The following is a 14,283-nucleotide window of genomic DNA, read 5'->3' on the forward strand; positions in this document are numbered from 1 at the left end:
AATTAGCACATGGTGCTACTGCGTATATTATTAAGCAAGAGTATGTCACAATTATTTAATTGTCATTAAATAAAACCCATAAATTATGATAAAAAGATTGTGTTTGAAATAATATTATATTCAGCAGAGGAGAGGAATCATGTATACAGGCATTGTACAAGGTAAAGAAAACGTATTATCACTCAATAAAAATAACGGATTCAGTACACTGATTGTCAGTAATCACAATCATTTTTTTGATGATGTTACTGTCGGAGCCAGTGTCGCCATTGATGGCACATGCCTGACTGTCACTCAATTTAGTGGAGATCGCGTTTCTTTTGATATTTCCGATTTCACTGCTGACACCACTACGTTAAAGTTTCTTTCCATTGGTGATGAGGTCAATATTGAACGCTCACATCAGATGGATAAAGAAAATGGCGGGCACAGTCTTTATGGTCATGTTGAGGGCATGGCAGAAGTGGTGGAGTTTACTGCAACAGGTGAAACTTACCGGTTAGTTATCCAGATTCCTCAAGACAATATTAACTATTTCTTCCTGAAAGGTTTTATTGGGCTTCATGGTTGTAGCTTAACCATCAACGGCATTGATGAAGAAAACAAGACGATTACTTTAAACCTGATCCCGGAAACATTAAGGATGACGAACCTTAATAAGATTAAAGTGGGTAATTTCCTCAATTATGAAATCGATCAGACGACAAGAACGATTGTGGATACTCTCACCAGAACACTATCAAGAAAATAATATACCCGTCGTCTTTCAAGCTGCCGCTTTGTTGGCTGTGCTGCATCTCGAAATCCATTGGGTATATGGGTATATCGTTGCTATTCCTTTGTTATGGAATATGGAAAGCCGATCAACTTAATTTGTTTTGTGCCCATTCCAGACCACTTTGATACTCTGCCGGCAGTAATGGAATCAATGTTTGCAAAGTTGTTTTCAATGTATTCCGGTCAGAGTGAACTAAATTCAAATGCCCTACCTTACGAACCGGACGAACTTCCTTTTCATACCAATGTAAACGAACCAACGGTAAACTGAGCCACGCGGGGTTTACCTCTGTACCGATCAGATTGATCATAATGGACGGAGCAAATATTTCTGGCTTAGGCATGGGCAGATCCAGTATTGCCCGTAAATGAAGTTCAAACTGGCTGATAGAAGCGCCGTTTTGTGTCCAGTGACCACTATTATGAACCCGGGGCGCCAGTTCGTTGATCAACAAATTATCACCAACAATAAAACATTCCATCGCCATCACACCGATATAATTCAGGTGATCCATGATGGTAGCCAGCATTTTTTCTGCTTGTTGCTGTAATTTCTTACCCGTATCGGGCAAGGCAACACTGGTACGCAAAATACCTTCCTGATGCAGATTGTGAGTCAGCGTATAAAATACAGATTCCCCTTGGGCATTACGGGCACCAACCAGAGAAACTTCCCCTGAAAACGGGATACCTTGTTCTACAATACACTCGCCATAAATTTCAGGTGGCAATTCTGCTTCATCACCCGGGCGTATACGCCATTGACCACGTCCATCATAGCCGCCTGTCCGGCGCTTAACGATGATAAAGTCACCTAATTCAGCGAACAGTTGTGACCACTGGCTCGGGTCGGAAAGCAGTTTCCAGGGGGCGGTTGCCAGATCCAACGTATCCATCAATTGTTTTTGTGGCAAGCGATCTGCCAATTGCGGGAAAATATCGCGATTAATAAAAGCATTATGATGTGCCAGCTCGCGAGTTAACGCGGTTTCTGGCCAACGCTCGATTTCTGCGGTAATCACACTGCTCTGATAAGGCACTGCTTCCGGCTCTGCATCCAACCCGACAGGATAAACTGCAATCCCCAATGGCTCACCGGCTTGACGCAACATCCGACCCAACTGACCATTACCCAACACACAAACAGGCTTCATGCGCCCTCCCGTGGATCAGGATTCTCCAAAACATCCTGTGTTTGTGCTTGGCGCCATTCTGACAGACGTTGAAACAGGGCATCATCATGCAGAGCCAGCACTTGGGCTGCCAGCAAAGCGGCGTTTGCGGCTCCGGCTTTACCGATAGCCAGTGTGCCAACAGGAATACCCTTTGGCATTTGAACGATCGAATACAGGCTATCGACACCACTCAGCGCGGCGCTCTGTACCGGAACCCCAAACACAGGCACTAGCGTCTTGGCTGCCAACATTCCCGGTAAATGTGCTGCACCTCCTGCACCCGCGATAATCACATCAAAACCGTTTTCTTTAGCGTGCTCGGAAAAATAAAAAAGCTTATCGGGGGTTCGGTGTGCCGAAACAACCTCAACATGGAAAGGAATATCAAGAGAGGTCAAAATATCGGCTGCGTGTTGCATGGTCGCCCAATCACTTTTTGAACCCATGACAATGGCGATTTTAGCGTGGTGCTGCGTCTCTATTTCTGTTGTAGAAGTCATAGCTGTTGTGGGATCAGCGCTGGCCGTCATAAATCAGATGCTCCTGTATAGAGTGTCTACCAGAACAAAGGTGATGTTTAAGGCGACGGATCATATCATGCGAATTGCACAAGGAAAACGTTTGCGTTACCTGATTTGTCTATTTTTCCAAAATAAATAACCCAATTCAAAATGGGAAAGATATCAACTCAATGGATGTTTCTGTTACTTTAAACATCGAACCGTGATGGTGCCATGCGCCTAATACACCGCGATGCACCGTTTTATCATCAATTTGAAGATCATGTATTGCAGGGCGATGGGTATGCCCGTGAATTATCCAATCAGCCTGATGTTTTTCAAAGTGTTCGATAACGGCTTGTTGATTGACATCCATGATAGATTCAGACTTCTGAGTGTTGGCGTATTGGCTGCCCGCCCGCATTTTGGCAGCGATTTTCAACCGGATGAATAAAGGAAGAAGTAAGAACAGACGTTGTATCCACGGAGTATGTACCCGCTTGCGGTACTGCTGATAACCGATGTCATCTGTGCATAGTGTATCGCCATGCAGGATTAAAATACGCTTGCCATACAATTCCAGCACGTTTTCCTGTGGCAGCAGGATCAAACCACTCTCTCTGGCAAAGCGGGAACCCAGCAGGAAATCACGATTACCGTGAATGAAATAACAGCAAATTCCTTTCTGTTTCAGCTCATTGAGCGCGTGGGCAACGTTAGTGTGTAGAGGGTTGGGATCATCATCACCAATCCAATAATCAAAAAAATCACCGAGGATATAAAGGTTCTCAGCATGGATTGCTTCTTCACGTAAAAAACGAAGAAAACCGGCAGTAATTGCCGGTTCTTGCTCACTGAGATGTAGATCTGCAATAAACAGTGTACTCATGTAACGATTAACTATTCTCTAACAGTTATTATTATCTAACAGTCATTATTCGCTAACGGTAACGCGTTCAATGATCACATCTTCGCGTGGTACATCTTGGTGCATACCGCTGCGGCCAGTGGAAACGCCTTTGATTTTGTCAACCACATCCATGCCTTCAACCACTTCGGCGAATACGCAATAACCCCATCCATCAGGACGTTCTGAACGGAAGTTCAGGAAATCGTTATCAACAACGTTGATGAAGAACTGGGCAGTTGCAGAGTGCGGATCATTGGTACGCGCCATTGCAAGGGTGCCACGGCTGTTTTTCAGGCCATTGTTTGCTTCGTTCTTGATAGGATCTTTTGTTACTTTCTGCTTCATGCCGGGTTCAAAGCCACCGCCTTGAATCATAAAGCCATTGATCACACGATGAAAAATTGTGTTGTCATAAAAGCCTTCAGAGCAGTAATTTAAGAAATTCTCAACAGTTACCGGCGCTTTATCCGCGAAAGTATTGATCACGATATCGCCAAAGTTGGTGTGGAAAGTCACCATAATAAAAATCCTAATAATAGTTTTGATTGACCCTGTATTCTAGGGGATTCGGAACAACCGCTGTTATATCATATATGAGATTTTGAGTCAGTACTCTGAAACCGTATCAGAATAAGGCGGTTTGCGGTACTTGCAAAGCATTGCATATCAAGGTGAAATACCTCGCCTGGCTTCTCTATATTCTAGTTTATTTATATCGCTGATAAAGAGGCCTATAATCAGCGAATTCATTCTATTTTATACACGTACATCTTTAATACACGTACATCAATTTTTACGGAAAACCCCCTGATGCTAAAAATTTTCAATACTCTCAGCCGCCAAAAAGAAGAATTTAAGCCGATTCATGAAGGGAAAGTGGGCATGTACGTGTGTGGCATTACCATTTATGATTTGTGTCATATTGGTCATGGCAGAACGTTTGTTGCATTTGATGCTATTGCCCGTTATCTGCGTTATCTGGGATTCGATCTCACCTATGTCCGTAACGTCACTGACGTGGATGATAAAATCATCAAACGCGCCATTGAAAATAATGAAAGCTGTGACGATTTGACCACACGCATGCTGGCAGAGATGTACAGCGATTTTGACGCGCTGAATATCCTGCGCCCGGATTTAGAACCTCGTGCAACGCAACATATCGCAGAGATTATTGAAATCGCGTCAGAGCTGATTCAGCGTGGACACGCTTATGTTGCGGCTAATGGCGATGTGATGTTCTCCATTGATACTAATCCTGATTACGGCTTGCTTTCCCGTCAGGATCTGGAGCAATTACAAGCAGGAGCACGTGTTGAAGTCGCAGATGTAAAACGCAATCCAATGGATTTTGTGTTGTGGAAAATGTCCAAGCCGGGTGAACCTAGCTGGGAATCTCCGTGGGGAGCGGGTCGTCCGGGTTGGCATATTGAATGTTCTGCCATGAACGGCAAGACACTTGGTCACCATTTTGATATTCACGGCGGCGGTTCTGATTTGATGTTCCCGCACCATGAAAACGAAATCGCGCAATCCACCTGTGCCCATGATGGCCCTTACGTTAACTACTGGATGCACTCAGGCATGGTCATGGTGGATAAAGAGAAGATGTCCAAATCTTTGAACAACTTCTTTACTATCCGCGATGTGCTGGAATATTACGATGCTGAAACTGTGCGTTATTTCTTGTTATCCGGTCATTATCGTAGCCAATTGAACTACACAGAAGAAAACCTGAAACAGGCTCGTACTTCCCTTGAGCGTTTGTATACTGCTCTGCGCGGTACAGATAAAACCGCTTCATCGGCTGGTGGAGAAGCATTTGAAATTCGTTTTACTGAAGCGATGAATGATGATTTTAATACACCAGAAGCGTATTCAGTCCTGTTTGATATGGTTCGTGAGATCAACCGTCTGAAGGCAGAAGACATTGCTGCGGCGAATGGTCTGGCGGCTGAGCTGCGTAAGCTGGCGGGAATTCTTGGTCTTTTGGAACAAGATCCTGAACATTTCTTGCAGGGCGGCGCGCAAGCGGACGATGACGTCTCTAAAGTCGAAGCACTCATCAAACAGCGTAATGATGCCCGTAAGAACAAAGAGTGGGCATTGGCAGATACAGCGCGTGATCAGTTGAATGAAATGGGCATTGAGCTGGAAGATGGCCCACAGGGAACAACCTGGCGTCGTAAGTAACCGATTTTTGATTGATTAAACGTTGTTATCTCTCAGAACCGCCCTTGATATGGGCGGTTCAATTTTTTTGAATTTACGTTTTTACCGCAATATTTTTATTTGCAATACATGAGTGGAATAAAAACGTCAGATTTATCGATGAGTATTCAGATACTCAGGATAGAAAGCATTTCCAGTGTGATACGTGGTTTTTCCAGAAACTGAGTTTCGTTTCATGGCAACAAAAGAAGCATTATTTAAATTTTCTGGTACTTGATGTGTGCTATCACTGGAAGCAAGATTAAGAAGAGAAATTGTCACTCTACGTTTAGAGTTACTTAATTTATAAGACATACCTAACAACCTTCTTGCAGCTCGATTACTTAACATAATTAACCCCGTTACAGTTGTACGTAAGCTTCCCAGTATAGCAACTTATTAGAAAATCAAAACATTGCTGGCATGATTGTTCATCGAGACATCGTCAACATCACATATTTTGTGGATAAAACCAGATAAATCTATTGCTAGTCACATCAATATCATGATGCCTATTATTATCTACCTGTATGGGATGCTGCGGTTTTTTTAAAAAAAGCATACGATGATTTAGCAGTAGATCAGAATAATTAGCTTTAGTACCTATTAATTTTCCCATTGAAGCTTTCACTGGCTTTTGGGTGAGATTGGCAAATTTTTGAGCGAAGCCTGTTTCTCCCAGATAGCACAGATAGCAACAGCAAAGTCTTATACTATTAATATTATATTTATTTAACAGTTCTTTAATATTGTTAAATAGTTTTTGTGGCATGAAATGATCAGGATGATTTTTGGTAATCATGTAGATATTCTGACTTCGGCTACCATGACCGACAATATTCAGTCTCAGAGGTAATTCATGTTTATGAATATCAATAAATTATTGAATCCCATTGGGTAGTATGTTGTAAATCAGGGTGGTGAAAATATCTTCCCATAATATTGGCTTCAATTATTTAAATGATATTTCCTGATATTTATGCTTTATTTCAGACTGGATTATATAAATTATAACCTAATGGGATAGGCTCTTAGTGATAAAAAAAATCATTGCAGTTTATAGTTTATAGCATGAAAAAACAGCACCTTAAATGTATAAATTCAGGTGCTGTTTTTTCGAAAAGGTATTAGTGGTAATCTTTATCCACTGAGTTACTCTTCAACGCGAACAGATTCGCCATTAAAGGTTACAACTTTACCCGCAGTAATTTTGCAACGTTTACGTGTCTCAAGTTGACTATCAACCTGTACCAAACCTTCTGCAATCATAGCTTTTGCCGCTGCACCACTTTCACACCACCCTTGTAATTTCAGCAGGTCACATAATTCGACATAAGGGTGACTATCTAAACAAAAAATTTCCATCAGTATCCTTCAGTTGTATCTACATCATGGTATTCCTCGCAAGCCTGCAAGGTATTTTGAATCAATGTTGCAACGGTCATTGGGCCAACACCGCCCGGAACAGGGGAGATCCAGCTAGCGCGTTCCGATGCGTTATCGAAATCTACATCACCAATGACTTTGCCATTTTCCAGCCGATTGATGCCAACATCAATCACAATCGCGCCTGATTTAATCCATTCACCGGGAATAAAATTCGGTTTACCGACAGCCACGACCAGTAAATCTGCTTGCTCAACATGCTGGCGTAAATTTTCGGTAAAGCGATGAGTGACCGTCGTTGTACAGCCAGCCAACAACAACTCAAGACTCATTGGACGCCCAACGATATTCGAAGCGCCGATAATAACGGCATTTAGGCCATACGTATTGATATTGCAGCGCTCGAGCAGCGTAACAATCCCGCGGGGAGTACAAGGGCGCAGCTTCGGCGCTCGTTGGCACAGACGGCCGATATTATAGGGATGGAAACCATCGACATCCTTATCGGGATGAATACGTTCCAGTACTTTGACATTATCAATGCCGGCAGGTAAGGGAAGTTGAACCAAAATACCGTCGATTTCAGTATCGGCGTTCAGGTTATCGATCAGGGAGAGTAATTCAGCTTCGCTGGTGGTATCAGGCAGGTCATAAGAGCGGGACATAAAGCCGACTTCTTCACAGGCCCGGCGTTTGCTTGCGACATAAATCTGAGATGCAGGGTTTTCTCCCACTAAAACGACGGCAAGACCCGGCGCTCGTTTTCCGGCAGCAACACGCTGCTTAACTTTTTCTGCAACTTCACTTCTGATTGTCTGCGCAATCGTTTTCCCATCAATAATTTTTGCTGACATGTATTTAAGATTCCATCATCAAGTATAGGAATGGGGGCTATTTTGTCAGAACATAAACCGTCTGTCAGTTTTATTAATAGTCATAAAATGAACATACGAGCGAAAAGGGCATTGACTCATGCCATTATGCCCGTATAATCCGGTGCTGCATCAACGCATTAATGATGTTTCTTATTTACATATCGCACATAATGCGCCCTTAGCTCAGCTGGATAGAGCAACGGCCTTCTAAGCCGTAGGTCACAGGTTCGAATCCTGTAGGGCGTACCATCCTTTCATATCTTAACGTCTTCCGAAGTCTACAAAATCCCATTAAATCCATAGTATTGGCCTTTTTTCCTTCTCCCATAGTCTAGTAAGGTATGTTGAAATCTACGATCTTATAGGGGTATATTTAGGGGTACGTTCAGGTTCAATGAAGTGAGATACCCCCGTATGAAGTTAACAGCCCGACAGGTGGACACTGCAAAGCCAAAAGAAAAACCCTACAAACTTGCCGATGGCGGCGGATTATATCTATTGGTTAACCCAAATGGCTCTCGTTATTGGCGGTTAAAGTATCGGATCGCAGGCAAAGAAAAATTGCTCGCCTTGGGGTATATCCTGAAATCTCCCTTGCAGAAGCAAGAACTAAGAGAAATGATGCACGGCGGACTCTATCGGATGGTAATGATCCGATAGAGGAAAAAAGGGCGGAGAAGGCCGCCAAAGTATTTGCGGTCAGCAATAGTTTTGAATCCATCGCTATTGAATGGCACGATTATAAACGCCCAAACTGGTCAAAAGGGTATGCCGAAGATATTCTGGAATATCTGAAAAAAGACATCTTCCCATATATTGGTAAACGTGCTGTTACCGAGATTAAACCTGCTGAAATGCTGGCTGTGCTGCGAAAAATGGAGCAACGCGGTGTTTTGGATAAATTGAAAAAAACTAGACAGGCGTGTCGGCAAATTTTCACCTATGCCGTTATTACCGGACGAGCAGAGTTCAACCCCGTTACTGATCTTGCCAGCGCACTCAAAGCTCCCAAGCAAAAACACTTCCCACACCTTTTAGCCGACCAGATGCCTGACTTCCTCATCGCCCTGAGTGGTTATAGCGGCAGTCAGGTTACTCAATCAGCAACACGTATGCTGATGCTGACCGGAGTGCGTACCATCGAGCTGAGAGAATCGGAATGGACTGAATTCGATTTTGATAACGATCTCTGGCAAATCCCCGCCGAGCGAATGAAAATGCGCCGCCCTCACATCGTTCCATTATCAAATCAGGTTAAAGCCATTCTTATTAAGCTGTACGAAATTACAGGGCGCGGGAAATACGTTTTCCCCGGTCGTAACGATGCGGGTAAACCGATGAGTGAGGCCGCCATCAATCAGGTTATTAAGCGTATTGGTTATGATGGTAAGGCAACAGGCCACGGTTTCCGCCATACCATGAGTACAATCCTGCACGAGCAAGGCTACAACACAGCTTGGATTGAAACTCAGCTTGCTCATGTTGACAAGAACAGCATCCATGGTACTTACAACCACGCGCAATATCTGGATGGTCGACGGGAAATGCTGCAATGGTATGCGGATTATATGGAGATGCTGGAACGAGGCGAAAATGTCCTGATCGGAAAATTTGGCAAAAGGGCGTAAAGAGGTGTTTGTTTTTCATACAACATACAAATAAGAAATCGAATTTCCTATAAAAAATAAATTCAACAAATCGGAAAAACAATTAACGCTGTTCATTTAGTCTTGCTTTTTAAATAATCCGACTGTCATCAAACGACGTCCACGATGAGCGCTCAAGGACTCGGTAACAGGAGAAAAAATATGACAATGACAGCGTCGAAGGAAAACCTTATTCGTTTGCCGGAAGTTCAACGCAGAACGGGTTATAGCAAAGCGTGGATCTACAAATTGATTAGTGCCGGAGAATTTCCGAAACAAGTCAAACTCGGCTCCCGCTCAGTCGCCTTTATTGAATCAGAAATTGATAACTGGATTGCCCAGCGGATCGCGGAGTCACGAGCGGCATAACATATAAAAGAACATAACATATAAAAGAACATGACATAAGAAACGTAATATAAAAAAACAACGCCCCAGTGTGGTGACACACATTTGAGGCGTCTGACCACAACGTAAAGGAGACTTACGATATGGCTGATACACAGTCTAACCAAACTCACCCTAAATTTACACATTCAGATAATACAGGCAGCCAAAATCCACTTGACTTGATCCAGATCGTGAAAAAATCCGCCATGTATCATTGGGAAAATCTGCTGCCTGCTTGTGGCATCGATATCCCTACAAAGGGTAGCCACGGTGCCTGCCCTGCCTGCGTGTAGTGGTCAACGAAAATTGGTCACAACCTGAGAGGTTTTCCAAAATAATCGTTCTGATTCATTAGGTGTTAACCCATTGTTATACTAATGAGGACGAAGCTGGCTGTAATAACCCGTTATATAACTCGTGATTGAGTGAAATGCCTCACTAAAACTCGAATACCCCTCCCAAGGAACCCATTCACTTTTTAAGTTCCTGAAAAAACGCTCCATCGGGCTGTTGACGCTCCTATGTCAAGCATCGTCACGGAATATATTTTAAATCAGCAATAAACTCTTTATGCTTTGGTGAAAATTAGCTAAATAGTCTGACTAATTTATTTGGTTAATGATTTCATAATGAAGGAAGTAATATGCTGCGGATTGATTTACACATCCCCGATGATGAATACGAGAAGGTGAGGAAGCTGGGCGCACACTGGGGTGCGGTCGTCCAAATCTGGTATAGAAAAACCAAAATAATATGACATAACATTTAAATTCAAATAACAAGGCAGTATTGCTTATGATTTATGTAGACTACATCGAGTTATACTGATTTAGCTATAAATACGGAAGAGCTCACATTGATAGATTTTAATGGTTACATAGAAAAAATGGCTTATTACACATCTACGCAGTGCAATGGAATAAATGGTGAGTTAGGAAATATAAAAGGTCTGAGCTATAAATTATACCAATCAGCAGAGCAGGTCAGAGATGTTATTGTGGTCTATCATGGCGGTGGTGTGAATAGTCAGGCTGGCTATCAAATACTTGCCTATCAGTTGTGCTCTATGGCTCCTGTGGCTGTATGTCTAGTAGATATTCGCGGACATGGGAAATCTTCTGGGGTGAGAGGCAATGTGGACTTTCCTGAGCGGATCTGGCGTGATGTCGATATTATACTTCAGGAAATGCAGGTTCTTTTTCCACAAACGCGCTTCTATTTGTTTGGTCATTCCAGCGGTGCGGGGATGTTATTGAATTATTTTACCCGTCATCGTCCACAGCATAAAGTTGATGGTTTATTCTTGCTGGCCTGTGAATTAGGGCCATTTGCAAAACTCAGTCGCCAATCCAGCAGTAAAATTCCCTTTGCTGAGATTAAACAGTGGCCATTTATCGTAAATGCTCTCAGTAAGGGGTTATTCTATGGGCAAACTTTGGCCGTTAAACTCAACTTTTCTGAAGAAGCGCTCGCATCTATGGACGGTTTTGTTGAATATTATAGCGTCAATATGTCGAACGCGGTGACACCGCGCTATCCTGCGAAGCAATTAGCAGCTTTGTCTGTACCGACACATTTTTTGATTGCAGAAGAGGATGAATTATTTTCTACATCAGCAATGAAAAAATTCTCTACCAAATATGGTTCGCAATACCTTAAGGTGAGTGTTTTGCCGGGATGCTCCCATCTGGATTGTATTTTTGTCGCGGCATCTTACGTATATAAGAATTTAACCTAAGAGTAATATGATAGAGCCGTATTCATAATTTATACCCTTCATCTTTCAAGTTGCCTCTTTATTGGCTGTGCTCATTCACCCCGGCCACATAGTTATTTATGCTCCCGGGGATGTGTTCTCTTGCTGTAGTACTGCATCTTAAAATTCATAGGATATCCTCACTGTCGTGCGCAACGTTCTGCCCGGTTTTCACCATACGCTGCGAAAAGCGGTCAGACTGATGCGCCGCGATGCGGCTTGTCTGCTGAGTGATAGAGTGCAAACGTTTTTTGTTTTGCACTCTATCATTCAGCGCCCCCAAAATATTCCTTAAACATTGAGTTTCCGACAATATCGTTGTAAATCCCATTGTTACAATTCATCCACTAACTCGACTAAAATAAATAATACAAACAGCAGCCCCAGCTTGAAATATAAAAGGCATAGATTATGAAATATGTTCATAGAATAAATGATAAATATAAAATGAAATATTAAACAGAGGCAAGGTATGGGATATTTACAATGACCTTAACATAGCAAATATATCGAGGGTAATAATATGAAAAATCATATGACAGATCTCTTAGAAATGCACGTCAAGGCAAACTTATCATTAGTTGCCAATAGCAATGATATGATATCCGTTACAAATATTCGTGTTGTCACGGGACAAGATGGAATTAAATATATATTAGCTGACGTACAAAATAATACAGATCAAAAACTAGATTACGTGTTTGTTCATTTCAAACTTTATCACGGAGACTCCTTATCTGGTATCTCTATCTCTTACGTGACAAATTTTAGTCCAAAGGGAAAATGGAAAATAGATTCAGCAATAGAGCCTTCTATAAAATTTGACTCTGTTAAACTCGGAGCAATAAACATTTATACTCAATAAACTTGAATATGCGTGAATTTGGTTATTTATTATATATTCATAATAATTTAAAACCAAAAAAACAGTATTTGAAATGAAATAAACGTATTAATAATTATCACTGACGCACCGCTCACGCGGCTTGTCTACTGATGACCGAAGGCAAAACAAAAACCTGTTTTGCCTTCCATCGTCCAGCGCGTCGAGTAGCGAGCACGTATTACTACGCACCGCCCTACAGGATTCGAACCTGTGATCTACGGCTTAGAAGAGAGTAAGCCTACTTTGTAAATCAATCAATTACCGCATTTATCAGTGCTCACACGTCCCACCTTACCGAAAGTTACCCGTAGTTACGTGCGGTTCCCTTTCGATACCTGTCCCAAATCCGTCCCACTTAATTTGATAGCAGCTTGAAGAAAAGCCGCATTACGCGGCTCAATGTAGCAATCTATCGCGGTTAACAAATTGTCGGGCATCATCAAATTGAACTTAACAGCCTTAGACTCATATTTCGCAGGGTCTAGATTCCTACGAATCAACGTGTTACCTATTTACCATTCAATTGAGAAACTCAGTAATTTCAAGATTACTACGGTAGATTTTCTATAAGGGGAAACAACAAGTATGGTTGTAGTACTAGCCACAATTTGATAATGATCGTGGCTTAAAAAACAACAAAATTACAAAAGCCTATCAGTAAGGCGCGTCAATAAATCCATCTTCTCATGAAAAATGGCCACAATTAATGCCGGAGCACCGTCACGTGGCAAACAAAACACATAATGATGTTCACAACGCGCCATGCGCAATGCTGGGAAAAGTTCGCTCATGTCCTTGAAAGATCCTTTTCCGCACGCGAGACGTTCCATATCCTTCTTAAGGGTAGTAACGTAGCGGCGCGCTTGCACATTACCCCATTGTTTACGTGTATAACTAATAATTGAGCGCAAATCAGCTTCTGCAGCTTCCGTCAGTACATAGTCCATTAATCGCGCCCGTTCTCAGCCAGTTCTTCATTAAGGATTTCGTCGATACTTTTTCCGGACACCTTGCCTTCTATCCCTTCATTGATCCGTGTATTCAACAAGGCTTTTAACTCTTGCCATGCCTGATCATCATTAGTCATGTCAGGGAACAAACGTTCAAGCGTATATTGCTTGATTGTCTTGCCTTGCAAGGCTGCCAATGCTTTCAAACTCTTGTGTTGCTGATCGGTTATATCAATAGTTAAGCGACTCATAGTTCATTCCTCATAGGTTTCCCACAAACCCACATTAGCACATATGATGTCTTATGGCTATTTATAAGACACCTGTTCAATACCGTCTTGCCCGAATCCACTAAACACTACGATCGCTATGACGACCTGAAAGAAAAGCGGGAAATTATAGCGCAATGGGAAAGTAAGTTACTATCACTATAGGGCAGAAAACGGCCCTTTGAAATCCAGGCAGTTGTCTAATAAAATTGAGTTATTTGGATTGACTTAATCCGTATGTTTCTCAATTAACCAAATTATATTTAGGAGTAATCACATAGAAATATTTACTTTTATTTGAATTAATAGCCAGCTATTATATATTCAACGAAAATATATTATTCATTACTACACTCTTTTTTATCAAAAAAAGACAGAAAATAAAAACCTCATATCTAAAAACAGTTTTTTTGTGAGCGAGTTCATGAAATGAAAATGATCATGATTCCGTCAAAGTAGTCATATTTATTTTTATTTATATTTCAACCTATTACCAGAAGACAAAATTTTATGAATAAACATTAAACGGTTCAGTACACTAATCATATCAAC

Annotated in this window: 18 protein-coding genes, 1 tRNA gene and 3 pseudogenes; 9 read left to right on the forward strand and 13 right to left on the reverse strand. The window is 41.9% G+C overall.

Annotated features, from left to right (window positions below; genetic code table 11):
* Window positions 1–139: 139 nt before the first annotated feature.
* A complete protein-coding gene (locus AB204_RS17985) occupies window positions 140–751 on the forward strand; it encodes a riboflavin synthase (RefSeq protein ID WP_047964759.1) in 612 nt (203 codons plus the stop codon).
* Window positions 752–863: 112 nt separating this feature from the next.
* On the opposite strand, the gene purK is transcribed toward AB204_RS17985, so the two are convergent.
* The 4 genes from purK to ppiB all read right to left on the reverse strand — a co-directional run bounded on the left by purK (window position 864) and on the right by ppiB (window position 3,881).
* A complete protein-coding gene (purK, locus tag AB204_RS17990) occupies window positions 864–1,931 on the reverse strand; it encodes a 5-(carboxyamino)imidazole ribonucleotide synthase (protein ID WP_047964760.1) in 1,068 nt (355 codons plus the stop codon).
* Complete coding sequence (gene purE / locus AB204_RS17995) at window positions 1,928–2,452, reverse strand: 5-(carboxyamino)imidazole ribonucleotide mutase (protein ID WP_047964773.1); 525 nt, start codon at window positions 2,450–2,452, stop codon at window positions 1,928–1,930. The genes purK and purE overlap by 4 nt, the downstream gene beginning before the upstream one ends.
* A 166-nt stretch (window positions 2,453–2,618) precedes the next feature.
* The gene (lpxH, locus tag AB204_RS18000; protein ID WP_047964761.1) at window positions 2,619–3,341 is read right to left on the reverse strand and encodes a UDP-2,3-diacylglucosamine diphosphatase; all 723 of its coding nucleotides are present in this window, start codon (window positions 3,339–3,341) and stop codon (window positions 2,619–2,621) included.
* Between the two features lie 45 nt (window positions 3,342–3,386).
* A complete protein-coding gene (gene ppiB / locus AB204_RS18005; RefSeq protein WP_047964762.1) occupies window positions 3,387–3,881 on the reverse strand; it encodes a peptidylprolyl isomerase B in 495 nt (164 codons plus the stop codon).
* A gap of 291 nt (window positions 3,882–4,172) precedes the next feature.
* Between ppiB and cysS the strand changes: the two genes are divergently transcribed.
* A complete protein-coding gene (cysS, locus tag AB204_RS18010; RefSeq protein ID WP_047964763.1) occupies window positions 4,173–5,555 on the forward strand; it encodes a cysteine--tRNA ligase in 1,383 nt (460 codons plus the stop codon).
* Between the two features lie 132 nt (window positions 5,556–5,687).
* Here cysS and sra read toward each other — a convergent pair whose 3' ends face one another.
* From sra to folD, 4 genes are all read right to left on the reverse strand, one after another.
* Window positions 5,688–5,924 (reverse strand): stationary-phase-induced ribosome-associated protein, encoded by a 237-nt coding sequence (gene sra, locus AB204_RS21630; RefSeq protein WP_072061473.1) that lies wholly within the window; start codon window positions 5,922–5,924, stop codon window positions 5,688–5,690.
* A 100-nt stretch (window positions 5,925–6,024) separates the two neighbouring features.
* On the reverse strand, window positions 6,025–6,375 hold the full coding sequence (locus tag AB204_RS18015; protein ID WP_047964764.1) for a hypothetical protein: 351 nt from the start codon (window positions 6,373–6,375) through the stop codon (window positions 6,025–6,027).
* Between the two features lie 350 nt (window positions 6,376–6,725).
* Window positions 6,726–6,938 carry a ribosome-associated protein YbcJ gene (ybcJ, locus tag AB204_RS18020; protein WP_047964765.1) on the reverse strand — a complete coding sequence of 71 codons (213 nt, stop codon included), beginning with the start codon at window positions 6,936–6,938 and terminating at the stop codon, window positions 6,726–6,728.
* Window positions 6,938–7,813 (reverse strand): bifunctional methylenetetrahydrofolate dehydrogenase/methenyltetrahydrofolate cyclohydrolase FolD, encoded by an 876-nt coding sequence (gene folD, locus AB204_RS18025; RefSeq protein ID WP_047964766.1) that lies wholly within the window; start codon window positions 7,811–7,813, stop codon window positions 6,938–6,940. The genes ybcJ and folD overlap by 1 nt, the downstream gene beginning before the upstream one ends.
* A gap of 193 nt (window positions 7,814–8,006) precedes the next feature.
* On the opposite strand from folD, the gene AB204_RS18030 reads away from it, so the two are divergent.
* The 5 genes and pseudogenes from AB204_RS18030 to AB204_RS18045 all read left to right on the forward strand — a co-directional run bounded on the left by AB204_RS18030 (window position 8,007) and on the right by AB204_RS18045 (window position 10,163).
* A tRNA-Arg gene (locus AB204_RS18030) sits at window positions 8,007–8,083 on the forward strand.
* A 165-nt stretch (window positions 8,084–8,248) separates the two neighbouring features.
* Window positions 8,249–8,769: pseudogene (locus tag AB204_RS24040) on the forward strand (tyrosine-type recombinase/integrase); the annotation flags it as partial.
* 15 nt (window positions 8,770–8,784) lie between these two features.
* Window positions 8,785–9,462: a tyrosine-type recombinase/integrase gene (locus AB204_RS24045; RefSeq protein ID WP_411354725.1), complete on the forward strand. Its 678-nt coding sequence runs from the start codon at window positions 8,785–8,787 to the stop codon at window positions 9,460–9,462.
* Window positions 9,463–9,642: 180 nt separating this feature from the next.
* A complete protein-coding gene (locus AB204_RS18040; RefSeq protein WP_047964767.1) occupies window positions 9,643–9,849 on the forward strand; it encodes a helix-turn-helix transcriptional regulator in 207 nt (68 codons plus the stop codon).
* 122 nt (window positions 9,850–9,971) lie between these two features.
* Entirely contained in the window at window positions 9,972–10,163 is a 192-nt protein-coding gene (locus tag AB204_RS18045) for a hypothetical protein (protein WP_047964768.1), read from the forward strand.
* A 3-nt stretch (window positions 10,164–10,166) separates the two neighbouring features.
* Here AB204_RS18045 and AB204_RS23620 read toward each other — a convergent pair.
* Window positions 10,167–10,382 (reverse strand): annotated as a pseudogene (locus AB204_RS23620) (IS3 family transposase); the annotation flags it as partial.
* A gap of 374 nt (window positions 10,383–10,756) precedes the next feature.
* Between AB204_RS23620 and AB204_RS18050 the strand changes: the two are divergent.
* Window positions 10,757–11,608: an alpha/beta hydrolase gene (locus tag AB204_RS18050; RefSeq protein ID WP_047964774.1), complete on the forward strand. Its 852-nt coding sequence runs from the start codon at window positions 10,757–10,759 to the stop codon at window positions 11,606–11,608.
* Window positions 11,609–11,753: 145 nt separating this feature from the next.
* Here the strand turns inward: AB204_RS18050 and AB204_RS22550 are convergent, their stop codons facing one another.
* A complete protein-coding gene (locus tag AB204_RS22550) occupies window positions 11,754–11,957 on the reverse strand; it encodes a hypothetical protein (protein WP_152671575.1) in 204 nt (67 codons plus the stop codon).
* 192 nt (window positions 11,958–12,149) lie between these two features.
* Here AB204_RS22550 and AB204_RS18055 point away from each other — a divergent pair, with 192 nt between their 5' ends.
* A complete protein-coding gene (locus AB204_RS18055) occupies window positions 12,150–12,491 on the forward strand; it encodes an FxLYD domain-containing protein (protein WP_047964769.1) in 342 nt (113 codons plus the stop codon).
* Window positions 12,492–12,823: 332 nt separating this feature from the next.
* Here the strand turns inward: AB204_RS18055 and AB204_RS24050 are convergent.
* The 3 genes and pseudogenes from AB204_RS24050 to AB204_RS18070 form a co-directional block, all read right to left on the reverse strand.
* A pseudogene (locus AB204_RS24050) lies at window positions 12,824–12,997 on the reverse strand (HicB family protein); the annotation flags it as partial.
* A 156-nt stretch (window positions 12,998–13,153) separates the two neighbouring features.
* Window positions 13,154–13,459: a type II toxin-antitoxin system RelE/ParE family toxin gene (locus AB204_RS18065; protein ID WP_047964771.1), complete on the reverse strand. Its 306-nt coding sequence runs from the start codon at window positions 13,457–13,459 to the stop codon at window positions 13,154–13,156.
* Window positions 13,459–13,713, reverse strand: a complete 255-nt coding sequence (locus AB204_RS18070; RefSeq protein WP_047964772.1) for an antitoxin — start codon at window positions 13,711–13,713, stop codon at window positions 13,459–13,461. The genes AB204_RS18065 and AB204_RS18070 overlap by 1 nt, the downstream gene beginning before the upstream one ends.
* Window positions 13,714–14,283 lie beyond the last annotated feature (570 nt).

The sequence above is a fragment of the Xenorhabdus khoisanae genome (assembly GCF_001037465.1).
GTDB lineage: Bacteria > Pseudomonadota > Gammaproteobacteria > Enterobacterales > Enterobacteriaceae > Xenorhabdus > Xenorhabdus khoisanae.

Excerpts from the sequence above, each read along its gene's own strand:
- AB204_RS18050 (WP_047964774.1), top strand. The coding sequence starts at position 10,757 with ATGGCTTATTACACATCTACGCAGTGCAATGGAATAAATGGTGAGTTA.
- folD (WP_047964766.1), bottom strand. The coding sequence starts at position 7,813 with ATGTCAGCAAAAATTATTGATGGGAAAACGATTGCGCAGACAATCAGA.
- purK (WP_047964760.1), bottom strand. The coding sequence starts at position 1,931 with ATGAAGCCTGTTTGTGTGTTGGGTAATGGTCAGTTGGGTCGGATGTTG.
- AB204_RS18065 (WP_047964771.1), bottom strand. The coding sequence starts at position 13,459 with ATGGACTATGTACTGACGGAAGCTGCAGAAGCTGATTTGCGCTCAATT.
- ybcJ (WP_047964765.1), bottom strand. The coding sequence starts at position 6,938 with ATGGAAATTTTTTGTTTAGATAGTCACCCTTATGTCGAATTATGTGAC.
- AB204_RS18045 (WP_047964768.1), top strand. The coding sequence starts at position 9,972 with ATGGCTGATACACAGTCTAACCAAACTCACCCTAAATTTACACATTCA.
- ppiB (WP_047964762.1), bottom strand. The coding sequence starts at position 3,881 with ATGGTGACTTTCCACACCAACTTTGGCGATATCGTGATCAATACTTTC.
- purE (WP_047964773.1), bottom strand. The coding sequence starts at position 2,452 with ATGACTTCTACAACAGAAATAGAGACGCAGCACCACGCTAAAATCGCC.
- sra (WP_072061473.1), bottom strand. The coding sequence starts at position 5,924 with ATGTTAAGTAATCGAGCTGCAAGAAGGTTGTTAGGTATGTCTTATAAA.
- AB204_RS18055 (WP_047964769.1), top strand. The coding sequence starts at position 12,150 with ATGAAAAATCATATGACAGATCTCTTAGAAATGCACGTCAAGGCAAAC.
- AB204_RS17985 (WP_047964759.1), top strand. The coding sequence starts at position 140 with ATGTATACAGGCATTGTACAAGGTAAAGAAAACGTATTATCACTCAAT.
- AB204_RS18015 (WP_047964764.1), bottom strand. The coding sequence starts at position 6,375 with ATGATTACCAAAAATCATCCTGATCATTTCATGCCACAAAAACTATTT.
- AB204_RS22550 (WP_152671575.1), bottom strand. The coding sequence starts at position 11,957 with ATGGGATTTACAACGATATTGTCGGAAACTCAATGTTTAAGGAATATT.
- cysS (WP_047964763.1), top strand. The coding sequence starts at position 4,173 with ATGCTAAAAATTTTCAATACTCTCAGCCGCCAAAAAGAAGAATTTAAG.
- AB204_RS18040 (WP_047964767.1), top strand. The coding sequence starts at position 9,643 with ATGACAATGACAGCGTCGAAGGAAAACCTTATTCGTTTGCCGGAAGTT.
- lpxH (WP_047964761.1), bottom strand. The coding sequence starts at position 3,341 with ATGAGTACACTGTTTATTGCAGATCTACATCTCAGTGAGCAAGAACCG.
- AB204_RS18070 (WP_047964772.1), bottom strand. The coding sequence starts at position 13,713 with ATGAGTCGCTTAACTATTGATATAACCGATCAGCAACACAAGAGTTTG.